Raw genomic sequence first — 22,283 nt, 5'->3', positions numbered from 1 at the left:
GCGCTGTAGTACTTATTATTGAACCAAAAATCCTATATATATTATCCTAAACCCAAGGGTTATTTACTTGTTTGCTCTTTGATGCTTTTAATGTATCCTTTTTCTTTAAGGAACGGTATCACATGCTTGGCTGCCAATCTCACCGCATCAGACGAGCCTTTTGTCGACTCTATCCGCACGCAAACCACCATATTACCGCTGCCGTCCGCCTTTGGCGCGAAAAATACATACCAGCCATCATTTATTTGCTGTTTTTTCCAGATCCGTTCGGGCGTACCTGTTTTACCTGCAACCGCAAGGCCCAAGATCGATTCTTTCGGCGCGCTTTGCTCTATCATATACTGGCGAAGCAAGGCAGCGTATTTAGGATCATTGGTCAGTTTGATGCCGGGTTTAACCGTTGTTGCAGAATCTGCCACCTTTAACACATATCGGTTTGGCAGTATCGTACCCTGATTGGCGATACCCGATGCCATACGCGCGACAGATGCCGGCGTAGCGATCAACTCGCCTTGCCCCCATGCCATACCCGAGATACCCTTTGCACGAGTTTTGCGGATATTATTAGGGTTGTATTTCGGTTTGGTGTTAAACTCTGTTTTGCGCCATAGCTCGCGCCACTTATCTTCCTGCGCGGCGTTTTCTTTACCGCGACCGTAGTAGTAACCGCCTACCCCATGAAGGAACATCCCGGTTTTTAAGTACACGGTTGCCATATCCTCCTGCAAGTGTTCCTGGTTAGCCAACTTAATAAAATACACGTTATTTGATTTAGCTACGGCACGCTCCAAGGTTATCAAACCTGTTTCATCAGGCTCCAAACCTTTGGTACGGATGCGCTCGTAACTTTCAACATTAAACTTTTTATCGGCAGCGGCCAACCCCAATTTATTGAACGACGCTATGGATGTAGCCAATTTAGCTGTTGAGCCGGGTTGCGTTGCGAGGGTGAAACCCAGGTCCTGCGTGGTTGTCCATTGCGAAAGCTGGTTTTGCTCGTAGTAACTCATGGTCAGCTTTTCCCAATCGTGAACGGGTGGCAACGGGTAATTGGCAGATGTAAGCACATCCCCTGTGTTAGATTCCATCACCACTACAGATACGCGGTTATCCAGCAAGGAAGTATCGGTAGCCATAGAAGTTTGGATGCTGGTTTGCAGGCCTGCATCCATCGTCAGTTTTACATCCCGGTTACGGTTTTTAAAGGCTTCCACCTCTTTACTGTTGATACCTGCAATAAGCAATGGGGCTATCTCGCTATAGTCTTTTTTAACTACTGCCATTTCTTTAACGCCTCTCGCTAAAAAGCGGTCTTCCTGATAGCGGTTGGCGGTAACATTATATTTTTCCGTGGGCATTTTAAAACCGCGAAGTTCTGCAGCATGCTCATATTCGGCAAAGTAACCGTTGGGGCTGCCGTTGAAAACGCCGGTATTGGCATCACCTGTCCAAAAGAACATTTGCGCGTCAAACGGGTAATACCTGTCCAGCCTTTTATGCATGGCAGAATCGATGTTATAATCCTGTGCACCCGCCAGTACCAGTTTGCGGTGTTGCTTTTTCACCATGTCGGGCTTGCTGGTTGCGAGTAATGTCCCGGTACGGTCATACAGATCACCCGCTTGTAGCCTGTTCATCAAAATAGCTATCCGCGGGTTGTAACTGAACATCCTCGCGCCGCTTTTATCGGCAACTAAAGCCGGTTGTACCACCCACTTTTTATTGTTGAACAGGTAACGCGATACGTTTACCGTTAATAATGTAACGGCTACAAAAGCGGCTATCAACGCCGGCACCAGGTTTTTATCCTGCTGGCGGGATATATAATTCATTTGTATCGGTGTACCCCTCACCAACGATGCCGACAGCAAAAAGCCAGACGCCAGCAAGTTTGCCACCAACGACGACCCGCCGTAACTCTGGAATGGTAACGACACCCCCGACAATGGCAATGCCCCGGTTGAGCCACCTGCAATCAGCAGGAATTGCACAAAAGTAGATACGCCTACCCCCGCGCAAAGGTAAAACAGGAACGGTGTACCCGTTCGCCGCCCTATAAGTATAGACCGGTGCAGGTAAACCAAAAACAATACGAAGATGCAGACGATACCAGTCCACCCAAATTCCTCGCCCATTGATGGCAATATCATATCAGTATGCGCCTCGGGAATGGTTTTGGCAAAGCCCTCGCCTACGCCCTGGCCGCTTACGCCGCCGCTGCTCATGGCCCAAAGGCCGTTGGCAACCTGGTCACCACCGTAAACTTCGTTATTCCAGGCATCCTGCCAAATGGCTTTACGATCTACAAGACGCTGTACCGGGCCGGGGAACAGCTTACCTAAGTATGGTATCTGATCAATAGTTAAAAAGGCCGCCATAATAATGAGTACCATCATGGCAGATTCGCTCAATTGCTTGCGTTTGAAAAGCATGAACAGGGCTGCAATAGCAGCGGTTATCAACGCCGAAAGCCAAACATTCTTCACTACCCATGATACGATGACGTATAGCACCACCGCGCCCGCCATAAACATAAAATCGCCACGAGAGAAAGAGAACAATACGATAAACGTAAAGCACACCACCATCGCCGGCCCCAGATCGCCCAGTAGCAGGAACAACAGCAGCGTAACCAAAATGGCTATTAACGCGAAGGAGAAAAACGACCAGCGTTTGCTCCAACTGGTGTACTCGCTGATCAACTTTTCATTAGCGGCAAAAAATCCCGCCAGGAAAAGGATAATGAGGTATTTAACGATCTCGCTAGGCTGAAAACCGAAGAGGTTAACCTTTACACCGCTACCCTCCGGGCCGGTGCCAAACTTAATGGTCATGGCTAATAAGGTTGCAGCAAGCACCACCCATGGCCAGCCATTAGCCGCGTTACGGCTGTTTTTGAATACCAGCATGCGATAAATCCACGAATCGGGCGTAAAGCGGCGTAGCTTCAATTGCAGCATTACCAGCATGGCCACCAAACCAATGCCCAGGAAAACCAGCATATCTTTCGCCAAAAACCTATCGCGAAGCGGGTCTTGTAAGCTTAGCAAGGTGAGGAATGACAAGCCAGCGAGAATCATCACCACAGGTAAGATCAGCTGATCTGATGTGCTGAACTTCCACGACAGTAAAACATGCACAAACAGGAACGCCCCAATAAACGTACCCGCGATAATCAGGAACCATTTATTAAACTCGGCCGGGGTACGGATAATGAGAGATTTCTCTTTCTTAAGGATGTTAAAGTCTCTTGTAGAAAACAACCTGATAGTATGGGGCGACTGGCTAAAAGTTAAATTTGCATCCTCATCCAAATTTTGCACACCCTGCGATGTACCAAACTGAAAGCCGGGTTGCAATGGCAATAATTTAAAGGCTTTGCCTTCGGGTAAATTTTTAAACTCGGCAACGGCCTGCTCGTTAGTACGGGCATAGGCAGTTAAGGCTTGCAGGCGTTTTTTGCCGGAACTATCGGGCAGGTAAGTTTTTTTTAAGCCATTGCCGGTTTCGGTAACAGGCTTTAGTTCGTCAAGCTCTTCATCGGTAAAAATACTATCCTGCGGCAATATCATATCCATACGGATCAACACGCCCGCCACAGGCTGTTTTTTATTAGTGATAATGCCGCTGATACTGTACTTGCCCATAGCCAAATCAGTAACGGCAGGTACTTTTACAGGATTACTACGCTCGCTTACAAACAGCGTGGAATCTTCGCCCGTGTATCCTAATAACGACCGCGATGCATTAACCCGCGCCTTAAATGATTCGCCGCCTTGCTGAAAAGCGTCATCGGCAGTAATAAAATATTTGCGCTTGTTTAGTTCTCCTATATTATCAATTTTTTGCCCGGTGCCTATGTTGTTGGCAACCGTTTGGGTAATAAGGTTAATATCGCGCTTATCTTCAAAGTAATAGCCTTTGGTAAGCAAGGTTTTTAACTGCCCTGCCGGGTCGGGCGCGTTTAGGTTTATCATGGTGCCGTCGCCCATCCGCTTATCCACATCAGCAAAACGGGTTTGCACAACGGTGTAAAGCCTGAAGAACAGAAACACAAATAAAACACTTATCAGTAAAAGGAAAACCCTTTCCTTCCAGCGGGTTTCCGTTTGGATCTTATCGGGCTCCATTTGGCTTTTCAGGGGTTTTGGGTTTAACAGCTTGCGGGTTAATTTTTGTAGCCGGGAAATCGGCGGTTACGGATTTATTGGCAACCAGTTCGTATTTACGTTGGAGGGGCAGGCGGCAATTCATAAACTGCGTGTTTTTTAAAAACAAGTCCGTATTTTGCAGGTCGATAGCTACATCGAAACCCTCAAATTTAAGGTTTTCTAAAACCACCACTTTGCTATCCTTAGCTATGGATAATGCCGGGCCTTTGTATGCGGTATCGCGCTGCAAAACTATATCACCTTTTATATGGATATATATGCTATCCTGGTCAATGTGCAGGGTATCGGTAATAATGATAGGTTTCTTAAATGAAGTGTCAGACAGTACTAATGTATCACCCTTAAAAGCATCTATGGCATCCTGTAGTTTCACCTCATCGGCGTTGCGCAGCTTTTGTGTTGGTGTACCGCCAGCAACCATTGCTTTTGCCGATTTGTGTTGCGACATATACAACCAAATGGTTGAAGCTAAAAACACGAGGCAAAGCAGCCCGAGTATAATAGATAGTCCGTTACTTTTATTTTGAGCCATAGGTGGTTCTGTTTGTTGGAGTGGTTTTGATGCAGTACGCACCGATGTTATCCCATCATCGTTTTCATCATTCCTTTTTAAGGGCGATGACGCCGGCATGGTGGCCTGCGGCCTTTGTTGTGGTTTATCGTTTTGCACCAATACAACCGTTACGTTATCACGGCCGCCGTTATCATTGGCGGTATTTATAAGCTGAACAGCTTTTTCCTGCAACGGAATATTCTGGGTGATAATATCCAATATAGCGGTGCGGTCTACCATGTCGGTAAGGCCATCGCTGCAAAGCAGCAGCATATCCCCCGGTAAAAACGGCGATTGGCCTGTTTCTATAAAACTTTCGTCGGTATCTATCTGGCTGGTAAAACCAAGGGCTTTGTTTATTTCGTTACGTTTGGGGTGGTTCATGGCGGCATCTTCTGTAAGCCTCCCGCTATCCTCTAAAAAGCCTACAAAAGAATGGTCTTCAGAGATCTTCACCAGAGAATTATCGCGCAATAAATATAAACGGGTATCGCCAACATGCGCGTAAAAAAACTGGTTATGCTCCATATCAACCAAAGCCATGGTTGCTACGCAGGCCATGCTATCCAGTTCTTTATCGCTTGCCTTTTTATCAGAGATTTTAGCACTTGCCAGTTTAAAGGCATCTATCATACCCGGGATGATCTCGCCCTGCAGGCCGCTAAGGCGATCAATAAAAATATCTTTAGCTATGGCCGCAGCAACTTCGCCGCCGTTGTAGCCCCCAACCCCGTCTATTACCGAAGCCAATAACATGCGGCCGCCCATTACCTTTTGGGTGATAAAGGTATCCTCGTTATTGGTACGTACCTTGCCGGTGTCGGTTAATCCAAAATAGTTTTCAGCCATTGCGTTTACCTGATTTTTTAATATCAATAAAATGGGTTACCAGCAGGCAAAACCCTATACCTAATAAGCCTATGGATAATATTTGCGACATATACTTATGCTTTAAAGAGATTTAAACCGATGATACCGTTCAGCAACATACGCGAGTTAACGGGCAACTCCACCCATTTTGGCGCGTTGATCTCACTACGCTCAACCGTAACTTCATTCAATGTAGTTATCTCACCGAAAGATGCCAAGTAAAATTTACCATCGGCCTTGTTATACCTGATGTGCAGGTGCGGCGCGTTCACCCAATCGCTTGGGATGGTAAATATGTTCGAATCCTCGCGGGTTTCTTCACTGCCGGATACGATAAGGTCTTCATCCGTCATAAAGTATTCCACCTTTTTGCCTGCGAATTGCTGGTCGGGAATAATGGTTTCTAACCTTGCGATATTAGCCGATGCTTTGGCGGCTTTTTCTTCTTGTGGCTCCAGTTCCTCTTCATACGGGATCTCGAAATAACCTTCGCTGTAGTAGGTAAAGCCTTTTAAAGCTTCCTGGCTTACATCAAATGTTTGGGCGATACCCGTTTGGCGGGGGATAAAAGTCACCCGCAGGTTTTGCTCCTTCTGGTTATTATCGGGCAGTAATTTACCTATAAACCCTTTATCGCCACGGGCATAATCCGGGTGCGATACCAGGCGGAACACCCACTTAGAACCCGATGGTTTTACAGTTTTACCCTGAGCGCGGTATTCCTTCAGGATCTCGTAAAACTTGGTAACCGTTTCCTGTACTATCAAGCCAAAGATGCCCTGTTTATCGGCTACAAACTCCTTGTAATCGTCGGCATTAAAGCTGATGATAAACTCGTGATAAAACACCACCCGGTCTGCAAAGGAAAGGTCCTTGATAGAGTCGCGGAATTTTTCTACAATGTAGCTGTAAACCGTATCGGGCGTAAGGGCTTTGGCCTTTGCCTTCTCAGTGCTTTCGTTGGTCAAAAACCAATCCTGAATACCTATTCGTTGCCAAAAATTTGGTGTTGAGGTCATTTATATTTCAATTCTAATTAATAATCCCGATAACTATCGGCACGGGAATTCCTTACGGGTTAATTGTTGTGTCCGGTTCTGTTTTAGCAGTATCCGGCTCGGGCTTTTGTGGTGGTATTACTACAGGCTTCTTAACAACCGTATCCTTAACCTTTGGTACACTATCCACTTTGGCTGCATTATCCGTCGGAAATTTTGAGCCGAAATTCACACCTGTATCACCTTTGCTCGCACTATTCTGTAACGAATCCTGGTTGATCTGTTTTGGCGGACCTTGCTTTTTCAACAGGGTTGAATAAACCGAAAAGCCCATAAACAAAACCAGCAAAGTCATCACCGTATAATAATATGGCTTGGACAGCGATACCCGCGATGAATCTTCAATAGGTTCGCTAACAACCGGTGCAGGCGGCGGGCCAGCCTGTTGGTACAGCATCAGTTGGTTGTGGAGGCGTTCATTCTCGCTGCGCAGGGCGGCGTTACTTAATCCACCTGTCAAGTCGAAACCATCAGATGCGCTGATGCTGCCCTTTATAATCGCATCGTGCAAAAGCGTACCATTGCTAAATCTGTCTTTAGGTGCTTTTTGCAGGCATTTTTCGATCAGGTTCAATAACCATTTGGGTACCTGCATTTCGTGGCCTTTCTTTTCATCATCCCAACTATCAGGAAGCGAATTACGGCGGGCGGTGAGCAGATCGGGTACAGGGGTTTCTATATGAGCCAGCATTACCGCGTTACGGCCTGCATCGCCACCGCCATGCAGCGGGAATGGAACCTCGCCGGTAAGCAGTTCGTACAAGATAATACCGTAACTATAAATATCGGTTTCCATCAGCATTTTGCCCTCGTGCTGCTCGGGCGCCATAAATTCGATAGCCCCCGCATGGCGAATGCTGGTGCGGCGCTGCTCCTCACTCATAATAGCTAAACCAAAGTCCAGGAGCACGTAATTACCGTTATGGATGTTATATTTTACGTTATTACTTTTAACATCACCATGCTTTACCCCTACGTTGTGGCAATGCGCCAGGGCACTCGCCAACTGATCTGCCACGCGGATCACTTCCTTAAGCATGAAGATCTTCTCGTGTGGCGATTTAAGCAGTTCGCAAAGGTCGGGACCTTCGATGTATTCCATCTCGATGTAAGGGAACGAGCCGCTATCGGTAATACCCGAACTTAAGATCTTTACCACATTTGGGTTTGGCTGCTCGTTTACCTTTTGCAGCTTGGTAACCTCATTCCTAAAATTGCGGAAGTTTTTATCATCCTCGCTTTCGGTATGTATCGGTGTTGGCAGCAGTTTTATGGCTGTTAGTACGGGCCCCATGCGTCGGCCTTTATATACCGAGCCCTGGCCACCGGTGCTCATGGCGCCTAAGTTTTCAAGTCCCTCTGTTATTGTAAATACTTTGCTCATTGATAGATATTGTGCCGAAAATTATTGAAACAGCATTTTACAGACTAAAGTACATTTAATACGCCTGTTTGTTGTAGGTAATTGTTAAGAAATTTAGAAATTTTCACAAAAAAGCCCGCTATCCTTGCGGATGCGGGCAGTATATACTGTTATGGTTAATTATGCTAAAGGCGCAAAGGCCGCTGTGCGAATGATATCCGCAAAAACCTTGTAAGAGTACATACGAGATTGATGATCAAAGATATGCGTGGTCGCCATAATCTCATCTATGCCGGTTTCTTCTACAAAAGCATCTAATTCTGCCTTGATCTTTTCCGGGCCGCCAATGAACGAATAAGCCAGCATCTGCATTACGGCTTCTTCTTCGAAAACGTTCCAAACGCTATCCATGCTTTTAACAGGAGGTTGCAATAGTTGGCGTTTGCCGGTTACTACACCCATAAAAAATTGCTTCACGGAGGTAGACAAGTATTCCGCTTCTTTATCCGTGTCGGCAGCAACCACGTTAACGCAAGCCATTACGTAAGGCTTTTGTAGGTATTCCGATGGTTTAAAGTTATCACGGTAGATCTGGATAGCCTCTTTAAAATAAGTTGGCGCAAAATGACTGGCAAAGGCATACGGCAAACCAAACGCGGCGGCAACCTTGGCACTATCGGTACTGGAACCTAATACCCAGATAGGGATGTCCAACCCTTCACCGGGGATCGCCCTTACCTTACTATTGGCGTTATCTGCCGAGAAATAAGTTTGCAGTTTTACGATGTCCCGGGGGAAATTATGCGCCGCGTTAAAATTTTCACCACGAATGGCAAGGGCGGTTACCTGGTCGGTGCCCGGCGCTCGGCCTAAACCTAAATCTATCCTGCCGGGGTAAAGTGATGCAAGCGTGCCAAACTGCTCGGCAACAATAAGCGGCGCGTGGTTGGGCAGCATGATACCACCTGAGCCAACACGAATTTTCGACGTACCACCGGCTATATACCCGATAAGTACCGATGTAGCCGAACTGGCAACGTTCATCATGTTATGATGTTCGGCAAACCAGTAACGGGTGTATCCAATCTTTTCGGCAAGTTGGGCTACGTCCATGCTTTTTTTGAAGCTATCTGCCGGGGTGCTGCCCTCCGTAACCGACGCCAGGTCTAATACCGAATATTTTATATCTGCTAAATTGTTTGCGCTCATGGTAGTCATATTACTGCTGATAATAACAGCCGCTTTGTTGTAATTGTTATTCAAAATTAGTGCTAAACAGGCGCTGTTGCACCTATACCACGTTTATATGACGTTGCGGTCACAAAATCAGGTTGGGGTGACAAAAAGCCTCCCTATCGGCTAATTTACTCACCCTGTCATTGCTTTGCCAGACCACCCTCTCTGCGCTACGCGGAAAGAGGGTTTAAAAAAAATATTTTTTCTCATCCTCTTTGCGAAGCAGACAGGGTGAAAAAAACCTCCTCCATCGGCTAATTTACTACCCGGTCGTTGCTTCGCTCGGCCACCCTCTCTTCGTTGAGTGGAAAGCTGGTAAAGAAATTTATTTTTTCTTACCCTCTTTGCGAAGCAGAGAGGGTCGACCAGCGGAGCGTAGTCGGGGTGAGTAAACTCTTAAACAGCAAAGCCCTTACTTTCCCCTCAAATTAATATCTTAGCGCAACAATGATGGATCTGGTTAATAGCCCCGAGGGAAAATACATTTTAGACAAGCTACGGGACGAATTGCCCGTGCAAATCTATTACCATAACATTGATCATACCCTCGACGTTTATTATTCCGCCGCAACCATCGCGGAGTATGAAAACATAAACGAAACCGATACGAAGCTTCTACTCGTTGCCGCGCTTTACCACGACTGCGGATATCTGAAGAGCGTTAAAGATCATGAACTGGCTTCCTGCGATGTTGCCCGTGATGCACTGCCGCGGTTTGGCTACAGCGCTGATGATATAGCCCAGATTTGCACCATAATAATGGCCACCCAATTGCCGCAACAACCTGCCACCCTGCTGGAGCAGATCATTTGCGATGCCGACCTGGACTATTTAGGCCGAAAGGATTTTATCCCAATAGGTAATAAGCTTTTCAAGGAAATGCAGGCACTTGGATCTGGAGCCGACATCAACGAGTGGGACAAAACGCAGATAACCTTTCTGCAAAGCCATCATTATTTCACCGCCACATCGTTAAAAAATAGGTCTCCAAAAAAACAGGAAAATTTAAGAGATTTACAAAATAAAACTACTATCGCCGAAATGAGTACATCCCCAAATGCCAAATCAATTGTAACAGACACCATTTATACTATTATAGGCATTTTGTTTTGCGGGTTTGCCTTAAAAAGCTTCCTGATACCCAATGCCTTTTTTGATGGCGGGGTAACGGGTATCTCACTGTTGATCCACGAGCTTTACCATGTTAATATTGCCTACGTAATTATACTGGCTAACATACCCTTCATTATTATGGGCGCGCTGCAGGTAAATAAAACATTTGCTATACGCACTATGCTGGCTATAATCGGGTTGGCCCTATGCCTGCTTTACCTGCCTTACCCGGATAAGATCACTTCAGATAAACTATTGGTATCTATTTTTGGCGGCGTATTTATGGGCACTGGTATTGGTTTGGCCATACGTGGCGGCTGCGCGCTGGATGGTATAGAAGTATTGGCACTTTATACCGGCAAACGCATCAGCTTTACCATAAGCGAGATCATACTCGGCATCAATGTTGTCATTTTCCTGATAGCAGCCTTAGAGGTGGGTTTTGTTACCTCTCTATACTCCATCATCACCTATTATACAGCTTCCCGGATGATCAACTTTGTGATAGAAGGATTGGAAGAATACACCGGCGTAACCATCATCTCCGGCCAAAACGCGCTGATCAAAGAGATGCTGGTTAAACAGCTTAGTCGTGGCATTACCATTTACAAAGGCGAGCGCGGTTTCCTGAAAGATAGCTTCGATGTAAGTCATCCTGTGGATATTGTGTTTACCGTAGTAACCCGTTTAGAGTTAAGGCGATTGCGCAACATGGTACACGAGATAGACCCTAAAGCATTTATTTTTACCAGTATTATCAAAGAAGCCGCGGGTGGGGTATTGAAACGCAGGGCAAGGCACTGATGAAGTTAAAAGTTGAAAGAAGGAATATTGAATTTTGGAATGAAATTCAGATATTAACAGGCTACCGCAAATGTCTCAATTATAAAACAATGAAAAAGCCAGTCTATATTATAATCAATATAATTTGCCAAGTTGTAATATGCTGGATGCTGGTTATTTTAAACGCATTTTATAATGATCTCGCTATTCCTATAAGTTTAGCACATTCTTCTGGAGCAGTTTGGTTGAAAATATTCATAGCAATAATACAAGGATTAATATTAGTGTCCATAATTTATGCTAGTAATCGACTTTCGTTAAGTAACACAGATTATAAACCAACCCAAAAAAGTATCGACAATAGAACCTTTAAAATACAATTCATTGTTACGTCGTGTTTTATAATAGGCGTGATTTTAAGTTGATCAGAAAGTGTTATGGTGAATTAATCCAATACCTTAATTACTTACTCAACCACCTCGTAAGTATTAACTGGTTTTAGCTTATTTTTCAACGTAAACTCGCCGTTGGGTCTGCATTTGAACGATTCTTTGGTTTTGTGGAATACATCCTCAGTAATGATGATCTGGCCCGCCGTAGCAATGCTTTGCAGGCGCTGGGCAAGGTTTACGGAATCGCCAATTACGGTGTAATCCAGCCTTTTTAACGATGCGGAACCGATGTTGCCCGATATCATCTCGCCGCTATTGATCCCCACCGAAATATTCGGCTTGAAGATCTTGCCGTTACCGGCATCTATCTCGGGCTCGTTGGATAGGTGCGCTTTTACAGATAGGGCCGCATCTATCGCCCTATCTAAATGGAACTTGCCACGGAAAACCGCCATAATGGCATCGCCCATAAATTTATCTACATGCCCACCCTGGGCTATAATTTCCTTTACTATTTTATCGAACAGTCCGTTTAGCAGGTTAACCACAGTGTTGGCCGGGATATGCTCGGTAATGGCTGTAAAGCCGCAAACATCTACAAACATCACGGTCGCTTCCAGCAACTCGTTCTTCATGAGGCTGCCTTCAAACTCCTTATGTGCCATAAAATTCAGCACATTCTCGTCCACGTACATCTTTAGGATATTGTTCTCCTTAATGGCCTTAAACGTTGCCTGCAATTGCCTTACATAGGTAATGGTACGCTGCATGGTCAGTTCCAGGTCCTCAAAGTCTACCGGCTTCATCACAAAATCATAAGCGCCACGGTTCATGGCGGTACGGATGTTTTGCATATCGCCATAGGCAGATACTACAACCGCTTTTAACATGGGGTTGGCATCGGGCAGGTGCGTAAGCAGGGTAAGGCCGTCCATCACGGGCATATTAATATCCGACAGGATAATATCCAGATCGGGGTGCTCTTTAATGCGCGCTAAAGCCTCCTCGCCGTTGGCAGCAAAGATAAATTCATACTCACTTTCCCTTATCTTGCGCCGAAACTTCTGTTTTACCAGTACCTCCAAATCAGCCTCGTCATCCACTACCAGTATCTTAGCCATTGTGCTATAAGGTTTTAAGTTTTTCTTTCAGTAAGTTAAAATCAAGCGGCTTGGTCAGGAAATCATCCGCGCCTTTAGCCATCGCCTGTTCGTAATTCTCGTCGTCGCCATAGGCGGTTATCATCATCACCACGGGTGGCGGCGGGGTTGGGAAATCCTCGCGGATGTGTATAAGCAATTCTATCCCGCTCATGCCAGGCATGTTAATATCCGACAGTATGAGCACCACTTCCGAGTGCTTGTCTTTCAGGTAGTCCAATGCGTCCTCGCCCGACTGTGCAAAGTCAAATTCTACTTCGTGGTTTTTGATTTCCTTCCGGAAACGCTGTAAAAAAAGCGGCTGAACGTCTGCTTCGTCGTCTACAACTAATATTTTCATATGGCAGGTAAAGGTAGTTAATTCTGTTTTATGGTAATGTTGAACCGTAAATTATGCCAGCGGTAAGGTAATGACAAATGATGTGCCTTCGCCCTCTTTGCTTTCGATATTGATGTGCCCTTTGTGGGCTTTTACAATGATATCATAACTAAGTGATAAGCCCAGGCCTGTACCCTCCCCTGCCGGTTTGGTGGTGAAGAAGGGCTGCATAATTTTATCCTTGATAGCATCCGGGATGCCGCTGCCATTGTCTTTTACGATGATCTCGACCTCTTTCCCCTTTGCAGATGATATAACTTTCGTACTTACTTCTACCTTTGGTTTAAAGTCGCCGCCTACGGTTTTTTGCTTTTGGTGTACGGCGTAAAACGCGTTGGTGAACATATTAAGCAACACCCGCCCAACATCCTGCGATACAATATTAACTTCCGGCAAATTAGGGTCGAAATTTGATACCAGGTCGGCATTGAATGATTTATCCTTGGCGCGCAAACCGTGGTAAGCCAGGCGAAAATACTCGTCGGCAATGGTATTAAGATTGGTCGGCTCTTTTACATTGCTGCTGGCGCGGCTGTGTTGCAACATGCCTTTTACAATGCTATCGGCACGTTTACCATGATGGCGAATCTTCTCTAAATTTTGTTTGATATCGTTAGCAATGGCTGTAGCTTCATCCGTATCGCCTTTAGCCATTTCTTCCTGCATCTCTTCAATCAACTCCATACTTACTTCAGAGAAGTTGTTGACGAAGTTCAAAGGGTTCTGGATCTCGTGGGCAATACCTGCGGTGAGCTCACCAAGCGATGCCAGTTTTTCCTGCTGGATAAGCTGCGCCTGTGTGGATTGTAATTCCTTTACGGTTTCCTGCAATTCGTTACGCTGTTTGGTAATTTGGGCGGTACGTTCGGCAACCATCGCTTCAAGTTCATCTTTACGCTGATTGATGCGATGTATCTCGTGCTGCTGTTTTTTAGATGTGGAAAGGCGTAGGTAAACCCATGCAAAAGCGCCTAACTGGGCACAAACGAAAAAATTCTCCCATTTGTCGTAAAAACCGCTCGCTATTAAAGCGGTGAGACCGCTAATTATAGCGGCAATCGCCATAGGATAATGGGAATAAATTAATATTGAGAATGATTTAAAATCACCTTGTTTTTTAAGATATTCCATGTAAATAAGCAGGTAAATACCTGCGATAACCGTGATCCAGTCATCATTAATATTTTCATTAAATACAAAAAACAGCACTACCGGGATGCCTGCCGAGATCCTGAGAATAGTTTGCCATTTATCGCGCAGTTCCGAAAATTTAATGGCCCTGCTAATTCGCAGAGCAAGCAAACTGGCCGCGAGGAAGGAAAAAAAATGCATACCCGGATTAAAGTTTAAAGTTAGAAACTAAGATAATTATTATTGCGGAACAACGTAAATGTATCGCCTAAAACTTTACAAAATGCACTATTACCTGTAGCACAATATTGCCATAAACGCCGGCCAGTACATCATCCATCATTACGCCTGTGCCACCGGGTAAAGCTTCCATTTTGCGGATGCCAAGCGGTTTTAAAATATCAAAAAAGCGGAACAGCACCAGGCCTATTAATAGGTAATACAAATTTGGCGGGATAAACAGCATGGTTACCAGCATGCCGGCAACCTCATCAATTACTACGCGGTAACTATCCTTACCCCAGGCTGGTTCAACCTTATCGCCAACGTAAATACCCAGCAGGGTGACGAGTACGGTAATGCCTAATAAGTATAACGGACTATGGATATTAGACTGCCACAAAAGCCAGATGAACGGGCAGGTAACAATAGCGGCGAGTGTGCCCCCACCCTTTACATAGCCAATGCCGAAAATTGATGCGATAAGTTTATTCATTTTTTAAAATTAGCTATGTCATTGCGAGCGATAGTGGCAATCTCATAGACATGCAGATATGCTGAGATTGCCGCGTCGATACGCTCCTCGCAATGAAATGTTGTGTAATTATTCAGCCCCTTATTTAGCTTTTATCCAGTACACTTTCGGCCTCTTCGGCTATCTCGGGTTTGATGATGTTCTTTCTTGGAAAATTAAACAGCATTGACGTAACTACCGGGATCAGGAATACCGCCACCGTAAACACCGATACAGCTATATCCGCGGCTTCGCCTACCATAAATTTGGAGAAGCCTGCCTCCGGGAAAAAATGCACATATAGTGATGCCGTAAGTTTGATGCCCAGTACACCTATCACCATAAAGGCAACGGTTTCCAGGAAGGTAAATTTCTCCATCAACTTCACAAAGGCCTGCGCTACAAAACGCATAGCCAGTATACCGATGAATACACCGGTATAGATCAAAAACACGTGATCTGTGAAAGCCACGGCAGCAAATACGTTGTCTATTGAGAAGGCAAGATCCATCAATTCTACCAAAGCAACGGTAGCCCAAAAGGTACCGATAAGCCCTACGGTTGATTTGTACAGCCAGTTCTTGTTCTTATCTACCGATTCATCACCACCGTCAGCATTCTTCTTGGCAAGTTTGCCCTTAAAATAATCGAAAGCCAGGTAAAGTAAATACAGCCCGCCCAATGGCTTTAACCACCAGATTGTCACCAGCCACGCCGCCAGGAACAAACACACCCCACGCAGCACATAAGCGCCGATAATACCGTAACGCAAAGCACGGCTACGCTGCTGCTTCGGCAGATCGATAACCATAGTAGCCAGCACCGCGGCATTATCTACAGAGAGCAGGCTTTCAATAACGATCAAGTTTAAGACGATAAGCAAGCCTGCTTTAATATCCTCGCCAAGTAGGGTGTGTAAAAAATCCATTGTATTTAGTTTAAAGTATATCGGTGTTTAACATCGTTTTTAAAATATTAGCCTGAACGTCAAACGCGTTCATGTGCGCCATAAAGTTTACATCGGCTATTTTTTTGTAGTCATCGGCCAGCAGGGCCGTGATATTTTGCGGCAGGTTGGTTTTTATTAAACCGGCCTTGCCTGTTAGCTGTACATTCTTGTCGCGCAGTTCGCGCATCATGCGTTCGCGTTTGCTAACGGTGTTCTTCAGGTCGAGGTCGCCTAATTTGGCTACATCGCAAAACAGCAGCACATTGTTAAGTGGCGAATACAAGAAATATTTGTTTACATCCGCGAAGCGGTAAACCTCCAATACAATATCATTTGCCCTTACGCCGCAGTAAAATTCGATCTTAAAATCGTACTTGCAAAGGCTGCCCATAAGCTTACGCTGAATAGTGGCATACTCGTTAGAGTAAACATCTGCGGGGCTGTAAGCAAGCAATTCGTAAACCAATTCGGTAGAGATACTATAAAAGTAATCGGCCGAGAAATGCGCGCTAAACTTATTGATATTTGCCGCGAACGGGTACTCTGCCGAATTATCTGACAGCACCCGGAACAGCTTACGTAACGACTGGCTCATTTTTAGCGACTGCCGCTGTTTATCGTTCACATAACTTTGCTCGCTATAGGCCGAGCCTTCCATTTGCTCTATCAGTTGGTGGTTTAGCTGCACTTCGTCAAGCAACAGGCCGGCCTGGGCTTCGTTATTCTTTTTGATCTTTTTCAACAGATCAATAAGGGTTTGTGTAAACTGGAGATGAAACATCTCCAGCTGGTTAATATCAAGCTCGGGGTTGGTTTGAAACAGCTGATGAAGCACTTGGGTGCGCAGGTAAATCTTATAAATAACGTCGTTATTAAAAAACACCGATAGCAATTGTAGTTTGCTAATATCACGTGTGGACGCATTTAATATGTTTAGCCTGTTTTCATCCATATGCCAATTAACGTGTATTGGTCACATTCTTTTTCAACTCAGTTTCTAAAGTTTGCAACTCCGTATTAAGCGTTTTCCTGTTTTGTGTACCCTCGTCATGGATGCGTTTAACCTCAGTTAACGTTTCTATTAACGATTGTGTGGTACGTTTTAAAGTATCCAAAGATACCACAGTTTTCTCATTTTCGCGGGCAACATCAATGCTGTTTGTTTTTAAAAGCTCGGCATTTTTAAGCAAAATGGTATTTGTAGTGTCCGAAATCTTTTTCTGCATCTCTACATTGGCCTTTTGCCTGTTCAAAGCAACGGCAATGGTCAACTAATTTTTCCAAACCGGGATGGTGGTAGATACTATGGACTGTGCTTTTTCTGCAATGGTGGTATTGTTGTTTTGCACCACACGGATCTGCGCCAGCGATTGCAGCATAATAAAACGCACCACTTTTAAATCGGCAAGGCGTTTATCCAACCGGTTCACGTAATCGCGCAGGTCGGCAATTTCGTAATCCTGATAGGCCGATGGGTTACCATCCATTACGGCAAGCTGCTCACTAAGTTCTGCATATCGTAACTGGCCGGCAATGATCAACTCTTCCATTTGATGGATGTAGTTTACATTGCTATCAAACATGGTTTGCAGCGATGCATTATCCTTGATAGAATTTACGCGGCCCGCTTTTATTTTGTTGGTGATCTTATCAACGTTGTTTACCACCAGGTCATACTTGGCAAACATCTTTTTGGTATCCATAACCAGCGTACGCAAAATTGGTATACGGGATACGATCCTCATAAAAGTGTTTTGCTCCAGTTCATCAACATCAATGTAGTTTAACTCGTGCAGCAGGTCGGTAATTAGAGTGCCCACCTCGCCAGAATCAAACGTACGTACCGATGTAAGGAACGTATTGCTGTAACGCTCCATTGAGGCTTGCACGTCGGTACCGTAATTCAATATTGAGTTTACATCGCTTGGGTTTAAGTCCTTGCCTTTTTCGCTGAACTTTTTAACCTCATCGGGAGTGATATTGGTTAGGTCTACGTTGCCTTCTTTATCTAATTTAACCGGGGTATTTGTGCTTGCTGCAGCCGGTGTTGGTGTAAAGTCAGGCAGCCCGGCCCCATCGTTGGTTAGGTTGGTTTCCATTGTTTTTGTTTTTTTAATACCTATGTAGGCCTCTCCCTGCCTTCTCCGAAGGAGAGGGCTCTAAAAATGCTTCTCAAAGCCCCTCTCCTTCGGAGAGGGGTTGGGGAGAGGCTTCTTAAATTACAAATAATTACGCATTACGGTGTTCACGGTTTCTTCCAGTTTGCGGTCTTTGGTGGGTTCGCCAATGGCGTTAAATTTCCACTCATCGTTTTTAACGTAAAAGACGCCCATCACCATGGATATATGGCCCTTAAAATCAGAACCATTAGCAATATCATACTTGGCGAAGATCTCGTTAACCCGTTTTGGTGTGCCTTCGTAAATACGGATAGACGCGAAAGGGATGGTACCAAAATCCTGGCCCCTAAAGCTGTTAAGCACAAATGCTACGTATTTAACTGCAGGATTAAGGCTGCCCAGGTCAAGCGTGATCACCTCGTTATCAAGGCCATCATCGCCGCCCATATCACCGGTAAGGTCATCACCACTGTGGCGCACGGCGTTGTCTTTAGATTTTAGGTTGCCAAAGTAAACTACGTCTATCAGCTTTTTGTTCTCATCAAACAAAGCGCAGCTTGCGTCAAGGTCAACCGCTTCTTTGCTGCCGCCAAAGCCAAACAACCCCTTTTTCTCTATCGCGCCCCAATTTATACCTACACAAACACTTTGCAGTTTGCTGCCGTTAGTTTTTTCGAGGCTAATACGTTGCCCCTTTTGAAGATTAATTGCCATCTCTTTTCGTTTTAATTAGCTAAAGCTAAAAGTCTAAGGCAGAAAGCTACTGGTCTGTTTTTTCCAGCTTTTAGCTTTCTGCTTTAACCTTTCCGCTTAATTATATTTATTTAAATAGTCTTGCAGGCCGCCTTTCATGCCCGCGCCTACTGCTTCAAATTTCCATTTGTTATCGCGTTTGTAAATACGGCCAAACTCTACAGCTGTTTCTATCGAGAAATCCTCCTCAAGCTCATATTTCAAAATGTCGGCATTTGTAGCCGCGTCAAAGACGCGTACAAACGAGTTGCGTACCTGGCCAAAGTTTTGGCGGCGGCTTTCTGCCTCGTGGATGGTTACCACGATGCAAATTTCGGTAACACGCGGGTCAATAGTGGTCAGGTCAATTTTAATTTGCTCATCATCGCCATCGCCTGCACCGGTAAGGTTATCGCCTGTATGCTCAACCGCGCCATCCGGAGATTTAAGGTTGTTGTAAAACACAAAGTGCTCGTCGCTCAGTATCTTTTTGTTATCACCCATAATAAAGATAGATGCGTCAAGGTCAAAAGCAGCCCCGGTTGAAGATGTGTTGGTATCCCAGCCTAAGCCTATGGTAAATTTAGGAGCGTCGATAGCTTCGCGCTGCCCTTTTTGAAGATTAATTGCCATTATATTGTTAATTTATAATTATTTAAAAGTTTTGCCTCTCCCTGCCCTCTCCGAAGGAGAGGGTTCTAAAAAAATTGTTTCTCAAGCCCCTCTCCTTCGGAGAGGGGTTGGGGAGAGGCTAATTGTTGTTTTGTAAATGTAAGGTTCTGTTCGTACGCCTCAATAGTGTGGTATCCGTTACCCAAAGCCATGTTGTAAAGCAATTCGACAAAATCGGCAGGCTGGTTCTGAATAAACACCCTAAAGCCATCAAAACTATAGTTTAAAATATATTTTACAATACGGGTATTGATGCAAAAATTTCCGCTTTTAATGATATCATCCAAATCAAAAATAGATTTCACGTGGTGATAATTCAGGTGGTTCTCTACATTGGGGTGGATGTTTTTATTGATCAGCTCGGCAAAGTACAGCATGTGGATGTCGTTCTTTAAACCATAAGCGTCAACCATTTTCATGATCATACGTTCGTGGCTGCCGGTTATGCGGATATCGTCTAAAAATATTAGCGTTTTACCCGTCAAAAACTCCTTATCGATGTGGAACTGGTCGTTGCCTATCAGCTTCATCCGTTGCTCGGCATCCAGTTCCCCATAATCTTCCTTATAGGTAATGGTGCGGTGCACCTTGGTTTCCTGCACCACGGGTAAGCCCTGCCCTGCCAGCCAATTATTTAAGCGGTAAACAAACCAATTTTTCATGGCAAAAGTTGCCGTTGGGATGAACGAATACGGGCTCGAAATAACCACGATCTGCTTATCGGCAGGGTTATTGGTTAAATATTCATTTATAAAACCATCCGCCAGGGCAACACCAAAATCTTTTGATACGCCGCCGTCGCCAAATTTAAAACGGCTGTAATCATCGGCATTAAAGCCAAAATCATCGTCGTGATGGATGTGGTGTAACGAATAGGTGGTGGTTATCATCGTTTCAAAATTAAAAGAATCAAGAATTATGAGTCAAGAATCAAGATAAAAATCGTGTAACCCCGCACCGTGTCAAAATAAAACCCGTTTCGTATAATTTGCCTTTCCGGTTCTTGGTTCTTATGTCTTGACTCTTAATTCTCATTTATAAGGCTTAAAATGCTGTTTTGGTTTGAGTTGATGAGCAACGAGCTGATGCCCAGTTCACCTGCAGGTTTTACATCATTTTTAGGGTTATCGCCAATATGGATAATACTTTTCAGCGGGATATTCTTCCCCCCGCTGCATATATCTATATTGTTAAGCATGGCCTTAAAAAATTCGGGGTTTGGTTTTGACATTCCTGCCTCGTCCGAGTATAGCTGGAAATCGAAATAGGTATCCAGTCCGTAAAGTGCCAATACTTTTCTTAATGTTTTCCCGGTGATGTATCCTGTGTTGCTCAACAAACTAAAAGTTGCCCCGCTTTTTAGTTTTAGATGCTGCAGGCTGTCAATTGTTACATCGGCATACATGCGGGGCGGGTATTTAAACAGCAGTGCCTCCATTTGCAGGTGCAGCGCGGGGTAGTCAACATCATCTATATCAAATTGATCGCCGTTGATAAGGCTTATCACCATCAGGTACATTTCGTCGGCATCAATGTTTTTGCCCGTTTTCTCGTTCACGGCATTGCAAATTAGATCTACCCGGCGAAAAACCCCGGCAACATCATCAACCGATAAGCCTGTGTTATTGAAATTTTGGTGAAAGAACCGCGCGCGCTGAATTTTAAATTCAGGGTCGGACTTGATGAGTGTTAACCACAGATCAAAAGAATAGTGCTGATAATAAGGCATTAAATAGATGTAAACAGTTTACAAGTAGATGCGGCAAGGGCCCTCCAAACTTTATCTAATATATGCCTTTTATACCCATTAGTTTAAAAATTCAAATAAAGTTTATGTTAAGAAACTCCCCTTCCGCCTAAATAGTTACCCTTTATTAGCGCAACTGCTTTACTACTGCCCATTGCAATTTCGCGGGAACGTTCATAAGGGGTAAAGCAGCCGATTAGTTTTACTGAGATGAGGCTACTATTGCGCCATTTGCGCGGCCCTATACGCCATAATAGAACGGATAATGGTTTGCACGATCTGGGCCTGGCCTTCGTCCGAATTCAGGAAAATTTCTTCTTCGGGATTATTAATGAAACCTGTTTCTATCAGCACCGCGGGCATACCGCTGTTAGCCAGCACATAAAGGCTTTGCTCGCGCACACCTATGGATGGGCGGCCGTCGGTAATGGTAAATTCCTGGTTTAAAAATTCGCCGAAGCGGATGCTTTGCTTACGGTATTTTTTGGTGAAGGCATCCAGTATAATGGCATTGGCCGGGTCGGCGGTATCAAGGGCGTCATATTTGGACTGGTCTTTTTCTATTAGTATGGATGCATTCTCGCGCACAGCCTCCATTTGTTCCCCGGTACGCTTTGAAGCATACACCAGCAACATTACCCCACTTTGTTTATGTTCGCGGTGGGCAGTACCTTCGGCAGATGAGTTACAATGGATAGAGATGAACAGGTTACCCAGCGATTTATTGGCAATATCCGACCGGCGTCTTAACTCTATGAATGTATCATCAGAACGGGTCATAATGGTATTCAGATCGGGGATCTGCACTTTGATCGCATCTTGTAATTTCTGGGCGATGGAAAGTGTAACGTTTTTTTCGAACGATGTCAACCCCCTTGCACCGGCATCCTTACCTCCGTGGCCTGCATCGATAATTACGGTTTTCAGTTTAAAGCCGGCGGCCTTAATGGTATCTGCCCCGGGCGTAAACGAACACAACAACAGGTAAAAACTTAATATGCAAACCGATAATATCGGCTCTTGGTATTTTTTGATCATGTATTTAATTAGGGAACGCTAATTTAAGTATCACTTTATTAACTCACAAAAATAATTACAGCGTTTGCTGGTTTTGACTTAA

17 protein-coding genes and 1 pseudogene are annotated in these 22,283 nt (G+C 44.8%); 1 reads left to right on the top strand and 17 read right to left on the bottom strand.

What is annotated here, in order from left to right; genetic code table 11:
* Positions 1 to 59 precede the first annotated feature (59 nt).
* The 5 genes from ABIB39_RS10810 to ABIB39_RS10790 all read right to left on the bottom strand — a co-directional run bounded on the left by ABIB39_RS10810 (position 60) and on the right by ABIB39_RS10790 (position 9,279).
* Positions 60 to 4,130 carry an FtsW/RodA/SpoVE family cell cycle protein gene (locus ABIB39_RS10810; protein WP_354429829.1) on the bottom strand — a complete coding sequence of 1,357 codons (4,071 nt, stop codon included), beginning with the start codon at positions 4,128 to 4,130 and terminating at the stop codon, positions 60 to 62.
* Positions 4,117 to 5,574, bottom strand: a complete 1,458-nt coding sequence (locus ABIB39_RS10805; RefSeq protein WP_354429827.1) for a PP2C family protein-serine/threonine phosphatase — start codon at positions 5,572 to 5,574, stop codon at positions 4,117 to 4,119. The genes ABIB39_RS10810 and ABIB39_RS10805 overlap by 14 nt, the downstream gene beginning before the upstream one ends.
* A gap of 95 nt (positions 5,575 to 5,669) precedes the next feature.
* The gene (locus ABIB39_RS10800; RefSeq protein WP_354429826.1) at positions 5,670 to 6,614 is read right to left on the bottom strand and encodes a hypothetical protein; all 945 of its coding nucleotides are present in this window, start codon (positions 6,612 to 6,614) and stop codon (positions 5,670 to 5,672) included.
* A 52-nt stretch (positions 6,615 to 6,666) separates the two neighbouring features.
* Entirely contained in the window at positions 6,667 to 8,037 is a 1,371-nt protein-coding gene (locus tag ABIB39_RS10795) for a serine/threonine protein kinase (protein WP_354429824.1), read from the bottom strand.
* 159 nt (positions 8,038 to 8,196) lie between these two features.
* Entirely contained in the window at positions 8,197 to 9,279 is a 1,083-nt protein-coding gene (locus ABIB39_RS10790; RefSeq protein ID WP_354429822.1) for an LLM class flavin-dependent oxidoreductase, read from the bottom strand.
* Positions 9,280 to 9,699: 420 nt separating this feature from the next.
* Between ABIB39_RS10790 and ABIB39_RS10785 the strand changes: the two genes are divergently transcribed.
* Entirely contained in the window at positions 9,700 to 11,169 is a 1,470-nt protein-coding gene (locus ABIB39_RS10785) for a YitT family protein (protein ID WP_354429820.1), read from the top strand.
* 445 nt (positions 11,170 to 11,614) lie between these two features.
* On the opposite strand, the gene ABIB39_RS10780 is transcribed toward ABIB39_RS10785, so the two are convergent.
* From ABIB39_RS10780 to ABIB39_RS10725, 12 genes and pseudogenes are all read right to left on the bottom strand, one after another.
* Positions 11,615 to 12,661, bottom strand: coding sequence for an adenylate/guanylate cyclase domain-containing protein (locus ABIB39_RS10780; RefSeq protein WP_354429819.1), 1,047 nt, complete (start codon positions 12,659 to 12,661; stop codon positions 11,615 to 11,617).
* A gap of 4 nt (positions 12,662 to 12,665) precedes the next feature.
* Positions 12,666 to 13,040 (bottom strand): response regulator, encoded by a 375-nt coding sequence (locus ABIB39_RS10775; protein ID WP_354429817.1) that lies wholly within the window; start codon positions 13,038 to 13,040, stop codon positions 12,666 to 12,668.
* 51 nt (positions 13,041 to 13,091) lie between these two features.
* Positions 13,092 to 14,411: a sensor histidine kinase gene (locus tag ABIB39_RS10770; RefSeq protein WP_354429815.1), complete on the bottom strand. Its 1,320-nt coding sequence runs from the start codon at positions 14,409 to 14,411 to the stop codon at positions 13,092 to 13,094.
* A 67-nt stretch (positions 14,412 to 14,478) separates the two neighbouring features.
* Positions 14,479 to 14,925, bottom strand: a complete 447-nt coding sequence (locus ABIB39_RS10765) for a phosphatidylglycerophosphatase A family protein (RefSeq protein WP_354429813.1) — start codon at positions 14,923 to 14,925, stop codon at positions 14,479 to 14,481.
* Between the two features lie 124 nt (positions 14,926 to 15,049).
* Positions 15,050 to 15,871 (bottom strand): TerC family protein, encoded by an 822-nt coding sequence (locus tag ABIB39_RS10760; RefSeq protein ID WP_354429811.1) that lies wholly within the window; start codon positions 15,869 to 15,871, stop codon positions 15,050 to 15,052.
* Positions 15,872 to 15,881: 10 nt separating this feature from the next.
* Positions 15,882 to 16,844, bottom strand: coding sequence for a hypothetical protein (locus tag ABIB39_RS10755; protein WP_354429809.1), 963 nt, complete (start codon positions 16,842 to 16,844; stop codon positions 15,882 to 15,884).
* Between the two features lie 7 nt (positions 16,845 to 16,851).
* Positions 16,852 to 17,991: pseudogene (locus tag ABIB39_RS10750) on the bottom strand (toxic anion resistance protein).
* Positions 17,992 to 18,111: 120 nt separating this feature from the next.
* Entirely contained in the window at positions 18,112 to 18,726 is a 615-nt protein-coding gene (locus ABIB39_RS10745) for a TerD family protein (protein WP_354429807.1), read from the bottom strand.
* 96 nt (positions 18,727 to 18,822) lie between these two features.
* Entirely contained in the window at positions 18,823 to 19,377 is a 555-nt protein-coding gene (locus ABIB39_RS10740; RefSeq protein WP_354429805.1) for a TerD family protein, read from the bottom strand.
* 65 nt (positions 19,378 to 19,442) lie between these two features.
* Positions 19,443 to 20,306 (bottom strand): phosphoribosyltransferase family protein, encoded by an 864-nt coding sequence (locus tag ABIB39_RS10735; RefSeq protein ID WP_354429803.1) that lies wholly within the window; start codon positions 20,304 to 20,306, stop codon positions 19,443 to 19,445.
* Positions 20,307 to 20,440: 134 nt separating this feature from the next.
* Positions 20,441 to 21,145, bottom strand: a complete 705-nt coding sequence (locus tag ABIB39_RS10730; RefSeq protein ID WP_354429801.1) for an HAD family hydrolase — start codon at positions 21,143 to 21,145, stop codon at positions 20,441 to 20,443.
* A 237-nt stretch (positions 21,146 to 21,382) separates the two neighbouring features.
* Positions 21,383 to 22,201, bottom strand: coding sequence for an N-acetylmuramoyl-L-alanine amidase family protein (locus tag ABIB39_RS10725; protein WP_354429799.1), 819 nt, complete (start codon positions 22,199 to 22,201; stop codon positions 21,383 to 21,385).
* Between the last annotated feature and the right edge of the window lie 82 nt (positions 22,202 to 22,283).

The sequence above is a fragment of the Mucilaginibacter sp. UYP27 genome, assembly GCF_040547175.1.
Lineage (GTDB): Bacteria > Bacteroidota > Bacteroidia > Sphingobacteriales > Sphingobacteriaceae > Mucilaginibacter.
This window is presented reverse-complemented; position numbering and strand designations above follow the sequence as displayed.

Bases quoted from the DNA above. Each gene is read 5' to 3' on its own strand.
- ABIB39_RS10765 (WP_354429813.1), bottom strand. From the start codon at position 14,925: ATGAATAAACTTATCGCATCAATTTTCGGCATTGGCTATGTAAAGGGT.
- ABIB39_RS10810 (WP_354429829.1), bottom strand. From the start codon at position 4,130: ATGGAGCCCGATAAGATCCAAACGGAAACCCGCTGGAAGGAAAGGGTT.
- ABIB39_RS10730 (WP_354429801.1), bottom strand. From the start codon at position 21,145: ATGCCTTATTATCAGCACTATTCTTTTGATCTGTGGTTAACACTCATC.
- ABIB39_RS10795 (WP_354429824.1), bottom strand. From the start codon at position 8,037: ATGAGCAAAGTATTTACAATAACAGAGGGACTTGAAAACTTAGGCGCC.
- ABIB39_RS10785 (WP_354429820.1), top strand. From the start codon at position 9,700: ATGATGGATCTGGTTAATAGCCCCGAGGGAAAATACATTTTAGACAAG.
- ABIB39_RS10800 (WP_354429826.1), bottom strand. From the start codon at position 6,614: ATGACCTCAACACCAAATTTTTGGCAACGAATAGGTATTCAGGATTGG.
- ABIB39_RS10770 (WP_354429815.1), bottom strand. From the start codon at position 14,411: ATGCATTTTTTTTCCTTCCTCGCGGCCAGTTTGCTTGCTCTGCGAATT.
- ABIB39_RS10775 (WP_354429817.1), bottom strand. From the start codon at position 13,040: ATGAAAATATTAGTTGTAGACGACGAAGCAGACGTTCAGCCGCTTTTT.
- ABIB39_RS10740 (WP_354429805.1), bottom strand. From the start codon at position 19,377: ATGGCAATTAATCTTCAAAAAGGGCAGCGCGAAGCTATCGACGCTCCT.
- ABIB39_RS10745 (WP_354429807.1), bottom strand. From the start codon at position 18,726: ATGGCAATTAATCTTCAAAAGGGGCAACGTATTAGCCTCGAAAAAACT.
- ABIB39_RS10760 (WP_354429811.1), bottom strand. From the start codon at position 15,871: ATGGATTTTTTACACACCCTACTTGGCGAGGATATTAAAGCAGGCTTG.
- ABIB39_RS10805 (WP_354429827.1), bottom strand. From the start codon at position 5,574: ATGGCTGAAAACTATTTTGGATTAACCGACACCGGCAAGGTACGTACC.
- ABIB39_RS10725 (WP_354429799.1), bottom strand. From the start codon at position 22,201: ATGATCAAAAAATACCAAGAGCCGATATTATCGGTTTGCATATTAAGT.
- ABIB39_RS10755 (WP_354429809.1), bottom strand. From the start codon at position 16,844: ATGGATGAAAACAGGCTAAACATATTAAATGCGTCCACACGTGATATT.
- ABIB39_RS10780 (WP_354429819.1), bottom strand. From the start codon at position 12,661: ATGGCTAAGATACTGGTAGTGGATGACGAGGCTGATTTGGAGGTACTG.
- ABIB39_RS10735 (WP_354429803.1), bottom strand. From the start codon at position 20,306: ATGATAACCACCACCTATTCGTTACACCACATCCATCACGACGATGAT.